We start from the raw sequence: 12857 nt of genomic DNA on the forward strand, positions 1-12857 counted from the left end.
GTGTTCCTTGTTCGATGGATGAATGAAGGGGCCGGCCGCGTGCCGGCCCCAGGGGGTCAGGCCGGCGTCACGAAGACACGCCGTGCTCGATGCGGGTCATCCAGGCGTCGTTCAAGATGGCCGCGGCCGACCACATCTTGAAAGCCACATGCCCGCGCTGGCCCATGGGGTCGCTGTCGCTGGGCTTGGGGTTGACCACGATGGGCGTGAGGCCCGAGCCCGATGCCGAGAGGTTCACCGTGGCATAGGCCTCCTTGCCGACGATGACCGACTGGTACACGTCCACCGCCGTGCCGCCCAGCATGCCGTTCAGCGTGGCGTTGCCGGCGTTGGCCAGCGGCGCGTACAGCGTGGACGAGACAAAGCGGATGTTCTCGAACGAGCCGATCTCGTTCTCGCACAGCGGCTTGAAGGTGCCGTAGTTCTGGATGCGCGTGTAGCCGGCCGGGAAGAACGCGGGGTTCTGCAGGTCCATCTCCACATTGGGGTGCACGAAGCACACGTAGCACGGCGGGATGGGCAGCGTGCCCACGCCGTCGGTGGCGTTGAGCACCGTGGTCAGCGGGCGCGCGTCCTGCGCCTTGAGCTGGCGGATCGCGCGGCGCGCCACGTTGGCCGTCATGGTGGTGTTCACCGCGTTGCGCGCCACGCCGTTGGCATACAGCACCTGCGTTCCGGCCTTGATGGTGTTGTACAGGATCAGCTCCTGCGTCTGGCCCGCGGTCTCGCCCAGCGAGGCGCTCAGCTCGCTGAGCACCGGGTCTTCGTGCGTGTCGGCGATCACGTCGGTGATCTGCACACGCTGGCCGTACTGCTCCAGGTTGGCCGACACGTCGGTGCTGGTGATGTTGCCCTGCACGGGCGTCACGCCCTCGGTCAGCGGCGTGGTGGTGGGCGCCAGGCGGCCGTAGCGGCGCCACTTGACGACCTTGGTCTTGCCCTTGGGCACGGCAGTCACCACGGCAAACTTGGCCATGTTCAGGGAGGGCTGGGCGCGTTCCAGCATCTTGTCCACCGCGTAAGCCGCGGTGCGGGGGGTGATGTCACCGTAAACGGTCATGAGATTGGCTCCTTGTCGGAAAATTCAAACGTGTCTGTGTGCGCCAGCGCGCGGCTGCGGCCCGTGGCTATGCCAGGCCGCCCAGCCGCTGGCGCCGAAAGAAGTCCAGCGAGGCTTCGAAGTCGTCCTCGGGCGGCAGGCCGCCCCGGGCGCCGCTGGCGCGCGAAGGCAGGCCTGCCGCCGACTGCAGCCGGGCGGCATTGGCGCTGGCGCGCTGTGCGGCGGGCTGTTGTTGCTGGGGGTAGCGGGCAATGGGGGCGCGGCCCGCGCGGCGCAGGTGGGCGTCGTAGGCGTCCATCACCGCAATCGCTTCGCTGGGGTCCTGCCCCTGGTAGAAGGCCGTCTGGATGGGCTGGGGCTGCGTGCCGATCCAGGCGCCGAAGTCCGCGCTGCGCACCACCTCCACCGCATTCGGGTAGGTGGCCTCGAAGGTCTGCATCGCGGCCTGGTAGGCGGCGCTGCGTTGCTCCTGGGCGCGCTGCTCGTGCTCGGCACGCAGGCCGTGCAGCGGCTCGACCATGCGGGCGGCGGTCTGCTCGGCCACCGTCGCGGCCTTGGCATCCACGGCCTGCAGGGCGTGCTGCACGGCCCCCACCAGCCCATGCAGTTCAGGGAACTGCTGCACCTTCTGGGCCAGCTCGGCCAGCCGCTCAGCGGCGGCGGAGCTGTCGCCCTGGGCACCGGGTGCACCCTTGGCCCCGCTGCCCTTGAGCTGCGCGTTCTCCTGCAGCAGGCGGTCACGCTCGGCCCGCGCCTGGTTCAGGTAGCGGTTGAGCTGGCCCACGCGGCCCATCTCGCTGCGCGCCTTGTGCAGCTCTTCCTGCGTGCGGCGCAGCAGCTCGGCGGGGTCGGGGTTGCCGGCCCTGTCGGCATGCTGTGCGGCGGCTTGGCGCGCACGGATCTGCGCGGCATCAGCACCCTCCTCCATGGCTGCGGGCATGGCCCCGTCGGGGCCTGCCGGCAGGGTCGCGGCGGTGGGCGCCTGTGCATCACCGCCCGTTTCCGCACGCTCCTGGCGCAGCGCATCCAGCGCCTGCGCCATCTGGTCCTCGGCATCCATCGCGCCGACGGCGCCCTCGCCCGGCTCCAGGCTGGCTGCGGTGGCGTGGCTGGTGTTGGTACTGATGCTGCTGTCGGTGGTGTTCATGGTGCGGTCGGTCCTTCTTCGGCATGGCCCGTGGGGCCAGAGGCAGTGGTGGCGGGGTGGTGGTTGCTGGCACCGGGCACGTCGCCCGTGAAAGCAATGTCCGCGAAGAGGAGAGCGCGCTGAAGGGGTGGCATATATGCCGTATCGCACTGCACCGCCAGGACCGCGTGCGCTCGCATGCCAATGCAGCGCCCAGAAAAAAGCCCGCGCGAAGCGGGCTTGGCACAGGGCCTTGAAAAGGTGGACAGGGCCGATCAGTCCTGCAGGCTCCAATCGTGGATGGACACCATGTCAATCACCTGGTCCGGGGATTCCTCCAAAGGACAATCTTCCGCGCCAAAGGCAATACCCTGGAACTCTGCATCATCCGATACGGGGTAATGCATATCATCTCCCGGGCCATACTCCAGACCGCACCACTTCAGTACTTTCGACAGCTTGTCGCCAATCTTCACCTCGCCCCAAACCAGCCCTTCGTATCCTGCATCGACAAATATGTTGTACAGAATTCCAGCGCCGTTGAACTGGAGTCTTATCAAATTATTCCCGAAAACCAATTCTTCAATCGTCAAATTATCATAGCCATGTGATATCCAGCCCTTCGAATCGCGCAAAACAGCAAGAAATGGACGGTCCGAGTCCTGATTCCACCTCGGACTATCGCCAATGGATTTTTTCACCTCCTCCATGCGCTGCCCAATGAAGAAGCCAGCTGCACTTTTTCCGGGGATAAGCGGTGCCCTTAGATCAAGCATAAAAATCCTTAATTTACTCGAAAACCCAAATTTCACCATCCCAACTCAGGCGACGACCATTGACACCAAAGAAGACTGTTCCTGACTTTATTGTTCTTGGAACGTATCTTTCATTGATTATTTTCACTTCAGAGCCGTCATGCCGCAAAAATTTATAATACTCAGCCCTATGCCTACCGCCACCTGGGTGGTACTCCACTTCTTGCAGTTCAGGATGGCCCTGCAGGACATATACGAATGCCTTGCCTGATTGCCCTTTCCCCGGCTGCCTCCTGGTTCCATCAAAGCCCTGCAGTCTGTAATAGGTCAGCAAATCCTCACCGGCCATTCCCCAAACATTGTCAGGCTTGTTCAAGTCAATGTGGTCGGGAATTTTCGCCTGGCGAGCCAGATCGCGCTTGAGCCACTGCATGTTGCCGCCATAGCGCCCGGGCTTGGGCTGTACATCCGTCGCGCTGCCGGCGTTCGCACCAACCTCCTCGGCAAAATCCGCGTCGGATGCTGGCGAGGGAGGCAGACCTCCAGGCACAGGTTGACCCGCCTTTTCATGCCCATTTTCATTTGGCGATGTGGTGTTGGCACCAAGGCCCGACCCGGGCCGCGCGGGGGTATCCGGTTCCGCAAGCAGCAAGCGAGCCTTGTTCGCACTGGAAGGCGCTACCAGTACACGACCACCCATCTGAATCAGTTCAGCCGCACTGATGCCCCCCCGTTGCAGGCGCAAAAGAAGGGCTGCCGGGTTGTCGCCAGCTATCGACAGTGAGCCCTTGTCCAACAACGCGATGTGCAGTCCCGGTGGTGCCGATGTGGGAGATGGGACCTGTGGGAAATGCGTGCCGGCACCTGGAATTGGCAACGGCGGTTCGCCTTGCGGCTGTGCAGTGGAAAAGGATGACAACGCATCTCGGGCGCGATCAGCGCTTCTGGGCGCCACCAACGCGCCTCGAGACCCCGGAAAGACGTCCTCAGCGGCAACACCCGCCTGCAACAATGCGTCGCGGACGACCGCCGGATCTCCCGTCACGGCCAGCGTGCCAGTGGGTTGTGTCTCCACCTTCAGGACAGCGGCGGCCAGGGGTGAGGCAAGCCCTTGCGCCTGCCCGGCTTGCGCAGAATCCCCCTGAGTGTCCATTGTTGGCTGTGCCAAGTGCGCGGCAGGCTCGCTTGCCATCGCAAGCTCGGAGCCCCCTTGCGCCGCTGGTGGATTCGCGCGCTTGGCCCCACCCAGCGCGCGGTCAGGCGGCAGGTCGGAAGGCACGAGCAAGTCCTCACGCAACGCAGAAGCCTGTTCGGCATGCACTGGTGGCATTGGCGTGGTGTGCTGCTCCCCAACCACTGGCACATCGGCCTTGTGTGCTCCATGCTGGGTGGTCGCTCCCTTTGGTTCACCGCCGCGCAAGCCACCCACAGTGCCGGCATGGGCACCGAACAAGGCTCCGGCTGCGAAGTCATCCACATACTGGACACCAGTTCCCTCCCTGAAAGGCGCCCTGCCAGCACCCAATTCTTCTGGCACACGCTGCACAGCCTCGGTGCCACCCTGCACCGCCATCTGGGTGCCCACGGACTTGCCCAGGCGTTCCAGCGCGTTGCCTTTGAATGTCTGGGTGCTCAGGGCGTTCAGGCCTATCCGATCCGCCAGTGTGTCGATGGCGGTGGAGACGGTGGCGCCGGCCAGCATGGCGGGCAGATCGAGCGGCTTGCCGGTTCTGCGCGCCTCCTCGGCCGCTTCGCCATAGACCGAACCGAAAGTCTGCACCGTGCTGTTCAAGGCAATACCGACAGCCTCTCCCAGCGCCTTCTTGCCCAACGTGTTGGCGATCAGGCCGCCCATGCCTGCCGACAGGATGGTGGTTGCGGCCTGAAAGCCCGCGTAGCCACTGTTTTCCAACGCCCATTCCACGGCATCGCCCGTGCTGCGGATGCCGGTGAAGGTCGGCGCAAGGCGGATGTTGTTGACGCCACGCATGGTCTCCCGGTACCCCTCCAGGCCCCAATCGCGCAGATCTTCATTGCCGGTCAACTCTCCGGCCAAGCCAATCGTCCCCATGGAGGTGGCATAGAGTCCGGCCGCCCCCTGCGCCAGCCCCCGCACCACGGAGGGCATCTCCTGCGCCGCCGCGCGCTGGCGGGCATCGGCGCGCTGCGCCCGCATTTCCTTTGCTTCGGCAGCCACGCGCTCGCGCTCGGAATTCGGGTTGTAGTGCTGCACGATGCGCTCGCCGGTCGCGGCGTCGGGGCGCACCTTGTGCGCCCGCGCATTCAGGCGCTGTTCCAAGCTGGCGTCGAACCGTGCGTTGGCAGCGGCATCGGCGGGTGCATAGCCCCGTGCCATGTACTGCGCCTCCCGGTCCACAGGCTTTACTTCGATGGCGGGCTGGGCCAGGTTGAACTCCGCCAGCGCGCGCAGCCTCTCGCGGCTGGCAGGGTTGATCGCAGCAAGCCGCTGCACCTCTTGCTCCACCGCCCATTCGCGCTGGCCGCTGTCGGTATCAAGCCGCATGCCAGAAGTGGCCCCTCTGCCCCCACCTGCTCCGCGCCAGGCCTGTGCTGAAGTGATGACCTGCTGCTCGGACACATCTTCCTGGTCATCCGCAGCGCCAGGCCAGGCCAGCTTGAAAAGGTTCATCGGCGGCCCTCGGGCAAGGATGAGTGGATCGGATCACCACTGTCCTCAAGGGCCGGTCGGCCGCACAGGATCCGCATATATGCGCAGGCCACGATCCCGCTTCGCCACAAGCCCTCCGACCTGGGCGGAACGACTGCCAGAAAAGAGCCCGCACTGGGCGGGCTACTGGAAGGCGGAGGTCACAAACAGCCGCTCAATCATCACCACAGCACCCCGATCAGCGCAAACGCCCCGCCCAGCACGAACATGGCCTGGAACAGCATGCTGCGCAGCTTTTCGTCCGCGCTTTCGCCGGACCACGACTCCACGCCCGTGAGCTGGATCACCGAGCCCCAGGTGGCGAAGATGGCACCCAGGGCGGCCAGGACCTTGCCCATGTCGTTCGGGAACTCCAGCTCCACCGGCCGGCCCAGGCCCGAGTACAGGATGAGCAGCAGCGCAAACACGCCCACGATGGCCAGGCCCGAGCGCCAGAACTGTGTGCGCGTGCGCAACAGCCGCTCCAGCGACGCCTGGCGCATGGCCTCCAGTTCGGTGCCGGTGCTCCACCCGCCCGCCTTGTAGCGTGCCAGCTGGTCTGCGGGCTGGATGATGATGGCCAGGTCGTGCGCGGTCGCCATGTCGGCAAAGCGCCGGCGGCTGAACAGAAACGCCCACAACGTCGGGAAGGTACTGAGACGCTTGGGCACCACGGGCGGCACCGGGGACGGCATGGCTAGGTGTCCGCCCTCTTCTCTTGCGCTGGCAGCATTCCATCCACTGCGTCCCGTGAGGGCACTGTGCAACGGTCTGTTGAGTGGAAAATGCAAACTTCTGCCATCCCTGGATCATAGGGGCAGGTGGGGCCGCTGCAATCAATCAATGGCCAGCCCGGTCCCGATGGCGACCCTGCGCCGCTGATCAGATGCCCAGCACCAACCCGGTGCTGGCGTACTGCGGCAGGTTGGCGGCCGTGCCCACCAGCTCCAGTTGGGCCACGCCGGCCAGCATGGTGGCCTGGGTGTAGTCCCCGCTGGTGATCAGCCCCTCGAAAGCGGCCACCGTGGCATTGTCGGCGGTGGTGCCGGTGACGGCCTTGAACAGCGTGGCGACGAACTGGGCGTTCGATGTGCCGCCTGCCAGACCGGCCATGTAGCCCGAGTCGATGAGGTAGGAGCTCACCTGCGCCACCGAGAAACCGCTGTCGAACAGGGGCAGCAAGGTCTTGGCGATCAGATCGCCATCCCGGAGCCCCGCCGAGCCCTTGAGGGTATAGGCCAGCAGGGCAGCCTTGTGCCCATTGGTGCCGGGGTCAAGGTCCAGCACAAAATACCTGTCCTTGAGCTGGACGCGTTCCATGCCAGAGTCCAGCACATTGTTCTGCTCCACGGAGATCTTGGCCTCCGCCCAATGGGCAGGGTACTTGGTGACCGTGACGTTGGCCGAGGCGGTGTCGATGAACAGGGTGTCGATGCCGTCGCCACCCTTGGCAGAGTTGCTGCTGCCCAGGCTGGCCACGATCAGGTCATTGCCGCCATTGCCAAGCGCCTGGTTGTTCCCCTTGCCCGGCAGGATGATGTCCGGCGCAGCCGTGCCCTCCTGCGTTTCGCTGGCATCCGTGCCCTTGATCTGCGGGGCATTGAGCAGCCACAGCTGCAATGCCGGGATGAGCTTGTCGCCGAACTGGTAGAACTCGAAATTCGAGGTCACGTCGGTGCCGTCGGCACCATCCGCGTTGTGCGCCACCTGGATGGTGTTGGTGGCACGGTCCACGGTCACGGTGTAGGCCGCATAGGCGCCCGCATACTGCGCGGTGTCAATCCCCGAACCACCATCGAGCCTGTCGTTGCCGCCGCCACCGCGCACGAAGTCGTTGCCCGCGCCGGCGGTCACGGTGTCATTGCCGCTGCCGCCGTAGATCAGGTCCATTCCGTTGCCACCCGCAAGCGTGTCCGCCGCATCCGTTCCATGGACGGTGGTTGCTGCAGGCAAGGTGGCATCGGGGCGCGGTGCGGGGGCCATCAGCACGGCCGGCAGGACCGCGGCCACCGGTGCGGGCGCGGGTGCGGGTGCGGGTGCGGGTGCGGGTGCGGGTGCGGGTGCGGGTGCGGGTGCGGGGGAAGTGTTCCAGCCGGACGAGTCTGTGTCTTCGCTCACTGTCAGGCTGGTGCTTCGGTGGCCTTGCGCAACCCCCCTGTCCCAGCCCGGATCGATGTAGAACACGCCGTCGTAAGGGGCCTTCCACCCGCTGATGGAATCGTAGGAGGAGGAACCCGAGTACCAGTCGTCCGAGAGGTCTCCACGGGCAACCGGCTTGCCGTTCTGGTCGTACAGCTTGATCCAGGGCTCGAAGAAGGACGTGCTGTGGATGGAGTAGGTGGAACCCGCCTTGGCCGTGAACTGGTAGATGGACGATTTGGTGAAGTCCGGTTCATATAGGCGCACCGTGGACGTGACCTCGTACCCCAGAAGAACGCCGAGGGGGTGCGTCTCCGGGACGAAGACCATGGTGTTGGCCGACGCCCTGTAGGACGCAGGCAGATCAGGCAGTCTATCCAGACCGAAGTAGTAAGACGCCATGGGGAAGCTCTCCATCCAATCAGACAAAAAAGAAATTCAGGGAAATCCAGGCCGGCCGCACGCTGGCGGCCGCTCACCTCGCCAGCAGCTTCGCCTTGAGGCCCTGGAACTCCTGCTCGGTGATGGTGCCATCGGCCCGCAGCCTGGCAAGCTTTTGCAGCTCATCGGCCACCAGGGCCGGGGTTGCTGCAGCCGGCACGGCAGGTACCGGCGCGGGTGCAGGAACTGCCCCGGCCGAAGCCGCCACCTTGCGGTACTTCCCGGCCTCCAGCTCGGCCTTGGCCACCAGGTCGCTCACCGCCTGCGCATCGACCTCGACCAGCGTGGCGTTGGCCCCCAGGCCCGACAGCTGTATGCGCAGGGGCTGCGTGCGCGCCCGCTCCACGGTGGCGGGCGCGAGATCGATGAAGAGCTCCTCCGAGTAGGAGCAGCCGCTGCGGCAGGACACCACCCGCGCGGCGAGGCGGCCGAGCTTGAGGCCTTCGCCCATGTCCGTCTGCGCCGCGGAGAAGGCCTTCCACGAGCTGGCGCGGTAGATCTCGTAGTAGTGCACATAGAAGTCGACCTCGCCCGTGGCCTTGTTCACCAGGGCAGACAGGGTCCAGCGCCGCAGGTCCATGGGGCTGGTCTCCTGGCTGAGCGGCGTAGCCTCGAGCTTGGCAAAGCGGTAGAAGTCCCCGGTGCCCGGCTGCAGGCTGCCGCGCTTCTTGGCGCTGGCGTCCTTGACGCTGCCACCCAGCGGCGGCGCAGGCACATCGGTGAACACGCCGCGGTTCATGGCCTCCATGTTCTGGGACTGCTGGGCAGATGCCGCGGCGGCGGCGCACAGCGCCATGGCGGCCATGGCCAGGCTTCTTGCAATTGCAGGCATGGATCTTCTCCCTCTCATCCCGGTGATTGTTGTTGTCGCGTGGGCCCGGCTCGCTTCGGGCAGGCGCGCTATCTTAGACAACGCGGCAAGCGCCCCGGCGGATGACATCCACGGCCAATGGTCAATGCCGCGGACCCCGACCGCTGGCGTGGCCTGCCGTCATGCCCCTGCGGCATGCACGCCCGGCGCCATCTCCACCGAATAGAACACCCGGCGCAGCTCCGCATCGTCCGACTCCACGCTGGCCTGCACCTGCGCGGCAAAGTGGGCCAGAAAGCGCTGCGCGGCCAGCGATGGCGTCTCGTTGCTGCGGCGGATGATGCCCACGGTGCGCGGAGCGAACTGCTCGCGCAGCTGCAGCGCCACCATGCTGCCGCGCAGCGATGCCGTCTCGGCCAGCGGCCAGGGGCAGAAGGTGAGCATGTCGGTCTTCTGCACCAGGGTCAGCATCAGCGAGGCCGACTGCGCCAGGTGGATGTGGTGGCGCGGCACAGCCGCGCCATGCTGGGTGAAGAGCTGGTCCATCAGCTCCTTCTCGCCGCCGGGGCCGAAGTTGAGCACCCAGTCCTCGCCCAGCAGCTCGTGGATGGATGTGGCCCCCGCCCGGGCGTGGCCGGCACGCGCCATCACCGTGGCCTCGTAGGTGAACAGCGGGGTGGACTGCAGGCCCAGCATCTCGTCGGGCGCGGCGATGCGGCCGATCATCAGGTCCAGGCTGCCCTCGCGCAGCTTGGGGTAGGCCAGGGCCGAGAAGCCGTCGTACAGCTCCAGTTGCACATGCGGCATCTCGGCACGGAACGGCGGCAGCACGCGCGCCAGCAATGTCTGCGCGACCCAGGGCGTGATGCCGATGGACAGGCGCTGCGGCGCGCCCGCATCGCGGTGGCGCGCCAGGTCCTGCTCGGCCTGGTGCATCTGCTCCAGGATGCGCTGGGCGTGCTGCACCAGGTCGCGCCCCGCGGGCGTGAGGCCGATGCCGCCACTGTGCCGGGTGAACAGGGCGAGCTGGCAGTCGGCCTCCAGCTCGCGCATGCCCTGGGTGACGGCCGCCTGCGTCACCTGGAGGGCGCGCGCCGCCGCGCGGATGCTGCCGTGCGCGGCCACCGCGGCGATATAGCGCATCTGGTGCAGTTTCATGGCGCGCATTATCGGCGCCCCGCCCGCGCTGGCCGGGCGCACCACTGCGCAGCACAGACATGCGACAACAGCAAGACAAGCAGCGCCACGCGGTGCATGGCAGCCCCTGTCTGCCGCCCGGCGGGCCCTGTTCCTAGACTTTGCCTTACCTGCATGGCGGTATGCCCGCTGCACATCACCCATTGAACCCAAGCAATCCAGAACAACACCATGAGCCAGGCCATCGAACGAGACAACGAGCAACACCAGCACACCGCGGGCACCGACCCCGTGCTGCCCGGCATCCGCGCCATCGAGGCCGAGATGGTCGCCCTGCGCCGCCACATCCATGCCCACCCCGAGCTGGCGTTCGAGGAATTCGCCACCGCCGACCTGGTGGCCGCGCGCCTGGCCGAATGGGGCTACGCCGTGCACCGCGGCCTGGGCGGCACCGGCGTGGTGGGCACGCTGCGCCTGGGCAGCAGCCCGCGCGCGCTGGGCCTGCGCGCCGACATGGACGCCCTGCCCATTCACGAAGAAACCGGCCTGCCCTATGCCAGCACCCACGCAGGCAAGATGCACGCCTGCGGGCACGACGGCCACACCGCCATCCTGCTGGCCGCGGCACGCCACCTGGCCCAGGAGCGCAACTTCGACGGCACGCTGCACCTCGTCTTCCAGCCCGCCGAAGAAGGCCTGGGCGGCGGCCGCAAGATGATCGAGGACGGCCTGTTCGAGCAGTTCCCCTGCGACGCCATCTTCGCCCTGCACAACATGCCCGGCCATCCGGTGGGCACCTTCGGCTTCATGGGCGGGCCGTTCATGGCCTCGTCCGACTCGGTCACCATCACCGTCAAGGGCCGGGGCGGCCACGGCTCGGCCCCGCACCTGGCGGCCGACCCGGTGGTGGCGGCCGCGCACATCGTGCTGGCGCTGCAGACCATCGTCTCGCGCAATGTGGACCCGCGCGAGATGGCCGTCATCTCCGTGGGCGCCATCCACGGCGGCGATGCGCCCAACGTCATCCCCGGCAGCGTACTCATGCGCCTCACCGTGCGCGCCTACCGCCCCGAGATCCGTGCCCTGCTGCGCGAGCGCATCACCGCCCTGGTGCAGGCCCAGGCCGCCACGCTGGGCGTGCAGGCCGAAGTGGACTACCACTGGCGCTACCCGGCCCTGGTGAACGACGTGGCCAGCACCGACTTTGCGCGCCAGGTGGCGCTCGACTGGCTGGGCGAAGACGGCCTCATGCCCGACCTGCAGCCGCTGACCGGCAGCGAAGACTTCTCCTTCATGCTGGAGCAGTGCCCCGGCAGCTACCTCATCGTGGGCAACGGCGTGGGCGACACGCATGGCACGGGCGGCTGCATGGTGCACAACCCCGGCTACGACTTCAACGACGCCTGCCTGCCCCTGGCCTCGACCTACTGGGTCAAGCTGACCGAGCGCTTTCTGGCGCACGAGGGCTGAACCCCACCACGGCACGCGACCTGCTTACCCGACCTTTCCCGCAACCCCAGACCCCCACCCCACCCCATGCACACGCCGCCTTCCTCCCGACTGATCCCCTCCCTGCCCGCCCAGCCGACGCGCCGGGGCGCCTTGCTGGCGGCGGCTGCCACCGTGGCCGTGCTGGCAGGCAGCGGCGCGCCCGCAGCCTTCGCCCAGGGTACGGCCTGGCCCACCAAGCCGGTCAAGATCGTCATCGGCTACCCACCGGGCGGCTCGGTCGACCAGGCCGCGCGCATCGTCGGCGACGCCCTGGGCCCCAAGCTCGGCGCCACGCTGGTCATGGACAACCAGGGCGGCGCGGCCGGCGCCATTGCCGCCCAGCGCGTGGTCAGCAGCCCGGCCGACGGCTACACCTTGCTGGTGGGCTCCAGCAACGAAATGGCGGCCACGGGCCTGGTGAACCCCGCGCAGAAGTACGACCCGCTCAAGGACATGACGCCCATCGGCCTCATCGCCACCGCCCCCGTGCTGCTGGTGGCCGGCCCCAGGACGGGGGTGAAGAACCTGGCCGAGTTCGTCGACCTGGCCCGGCGCAACCCCGGCAAGTTCAGCTACGGCAGCTCGGGCGTGGGCTCCACGCTGCACTTTGCGGGCGAACTCATCAAGCAGCGCGCCGGCATCTTCATGACGCACATTCCCTACCGCGGCACGGCCTCGCTCACCAGCGACCTGGCGGGCGGCACGCTGGACTTCGCCATGCTCTCGCCCACCGCCGCCCTGCCCTTCATCCAGAGCGGCCGCGTCGTGCCCCTGGGCATCACCAGCGCCGCGCGCAGCCCGGCCCTGCCCAACGTGCCCGCGCTGGCCGAGCACCCGCTGCTCAAGGGCTACGACCTGGTCGGCTGGTTCGCCATGGCCGCCCCCAAAAACCTGCCGCCCGCCCTCACCCAGCAACTGAGCCAGGGCCTGAAAGCCACCCTGCAGGACCCGGCCGTGCGCCGCCGCTTGGAAGACGCCGGCATGGTGCTGCCCACCGCCGCCAACGCCGACCTGGCCGCGCTGATGCGCAGCGACATGGCACAGTACGCCAAGCTGGTCGATTTTGCGAAGATGAAAGACTGAACCGACCCGGCGCGGTACTGCCCCACCCCGCAAGCGCCGCACGCGGGGACTTGATTTCGGCGAAATGTCCAAAGCGGCCTGTGCCTGTGGCATGCTCGCGGCAGATTGAGAGCCCATTTCCCTGGCTCCACGCTCCCCAGCCCCTG

At 67.0% G+C, this 12857-nt stretch carries 10 protein-coding genes; 2 read left to right on the forward strand and 8 right to left on the reverse strand.

The features are described 5' to 3' along the window. Positions 1-67: 67 nt before the first annotated feature. The 8 genes from HNP48_RS24420 to HNP48_RS24455 form a co-directional block, all read right to left on the reverse strand. Complete coding sequence (locus HNP48_RS24420) at positions 68-1060, reverse strand: N4-gp56 family major capsid protein (protein ID WP_184862000.1); 993 nt, start codon at positions 1058-1060, stop codon at positions 68-70. Between the two features lie 67 nt (positions 1061-1127). Then, positions 1128-2207, reverse strand: coding sequence for a hypothetical protein (locus HNP48_RS24425; protein WP_184862002.1), 1080 nt, complete (start codon positions 2205-2207; stop codon positions 1128-1130). A 254-nt stretch (positions 2208-2461) separates the two neighbouring features. Further along, positions 2462-2962: a hypothetical protein gene (locus HNP48_RS24430; RefSeq protein ID WP_184862004.1), complete on the reverse strand. Its 501-nt coding sequence runs from the start codon at positions 2960-2962 to the stop codon at positions 2462-2464. 13 nt (positions 2963-2975) lie between these two features. Further along, complete coding sequence (locus HNP48_RS24435; protein ID WP_184862005.1) at positions 2976-5591, reverse strand: hypothetical protein; 2616 nt, start codon at positions 5589-5591, stop codon at positions 2976-2978. A gap of 200 nt (positions 5592-5791) precedes the next feature. Next, complete coding sequence (locus HNP48_RS24440) at positions 5792-6304, reverse strand: hypothetical protein (RefSeq protein WP_184862007.1); 513 nt, start codon at positions 6302-6304, stop codon at positions 5792-5794. Between the two features lie 187 nt (positions 6305-6491). Next, complete coding sequence (locus tag HNP48_RS24445) at positions 6492-8150, reverse strand: calcium-binding protein (protein WP_184862009.1); 1659 nt, start codon at positions 8148-8150, stop codon at positions 6492-6494. 73 nt (positions 8151-8223) lie between these two features. Next, entirely contained in the window at positions 8224-9021 is a 798-nt protein-coding gene (locus HNP48_RS24450) for an SHOCT domain-containing protein (RefSeq protein ID WP_184862011.1), read from the reverse strand. 159 nt (positions 9022-9180) lie between these two features. After that, positions 9181-10158: a LysR family transcriptional regulator gene (locus HNP48_RS24455; RefSeq protein ID WP_260420361.1), complete on the reverse strand. Its 978-nt coding sequence runs from the start codon at positions 10156-10158 to the stop codon at positions 9181-9183. Between the two features lie 210 nt (positions 10159-10368). Here HNP48_RS24455 and HNP48_RS24460 point away from each other — a divergent pair, with 210 nt between their 5' ends. Beyond that, entirely contained in the window at positions 10369-11607 is a 1239-nt protein-coding gene (locus HNP48_RS24460) for a M20 aminoacylase family protein (RefSeq protein ID WP_184862015.1), read from the forward strand. A 66-nt stretch (positions 11608-11673) separates the two neighbouring features. Continuing rightward, the gene (locus HNP48_RS24465; protein ID WP_184862017.1) at positions 11674-12711 is read left to right on the forward strand and encodes a tripartite tricarboxylate transporter substrate binding protein; all 1038 of its coding nucleotides are present in this window, start codon (positions 11674-11676) and stop codon (positions 12709-12711) included. The last annotated feature ends 146 nt before the right edge of the window (positions 12712-12857 follow it).

Origin of the sequence: Acidovorax soli (genome assembly GCF_014207955.1) — a bacterium.
Classification (GTDB): domain Bacteria; phylum Pseudomonadota; class Gammaproteobacteria; order Burkholderiales; family Burkholderiaceae_C; genus Acidovorax; species Acidovorax soli_A.

Excerpts from the sequence above, each read along its gene's own strand:
- HNP48_RS24435 (WP_184862005.1), bottom strand. The coding sequence starts at position 5,591 with ATGAACCTTTTCAAGCTGGCCTGGCCTGGCGCTGCGGATGACCAGGAA.
- HNP48_RS24425 (WP_184862002.1), bottom strand. The coding sequence starts at position 2,207 with ATGAACACCACCGACAGCAGCATCAGTACCAACACCAGCCACGCCACC.
- HNP48_RS24440 (WP_184862007.1), bottom strand. The coding sequence starts at position 6,304 with ATGCCGTCCCCGGTGCCGCCCGTGGTGCCCAAGCGTCTCAGTACCTTC.
- HNP48_RS24430 (WP_184862004.1), bottom strand. The coding sequence starts at position 2,962 with ATGCTTGATCTAAGGGCACCGCTTATCCCCGGAAAAAGTGCAGCTGGC.
- HNP48_RS24465 (WP_184862017.1), top strand. The coding sequence starts at position 11,674 with ATGCACACGCCGCCTTCCTCCCGACTGATCCCCTCCCTGCCCGCCCAG.
- HNP48_RS24460 (WP_184862015.1), top strand. The coding sequence starts at position 10,369 with ATGAGCCAGGCCATCGAACGAGACAACGAGCAACACCAGCACACCGCG.
- HNP48_RS24455 (WP_260420361.1), bottom strand. The coding sequence starts at position 10,158 with ATGAAACTGCACCAGATGCGCTATATCGCCGCGGTGGCCGCGCACGGC.
- HNP48_RS24445 (WP_184862009.1), bottom strand. The coding sequence starts at position 8,150 with ATGGCGTCTTACTACTTCGGTCTGGATAGACTGCCTGATCTGCCTGCG.
- HNP48_RS24420 (WP_184862000.1), bottom strand. The coding sequence starts at position 1,060 with ATGACCGTTTACGGTGACATCACCCCCCGCACCGCGGCTTACGCGGTG.
- HNP48_RS24450 (WP_184862011.1), bottom strand. The coding sequence starts at position 9,021 with ATGCCTGCAATTGCAAGAAGCCTGGCCATGGCCGCCATGGCGCTGTGC.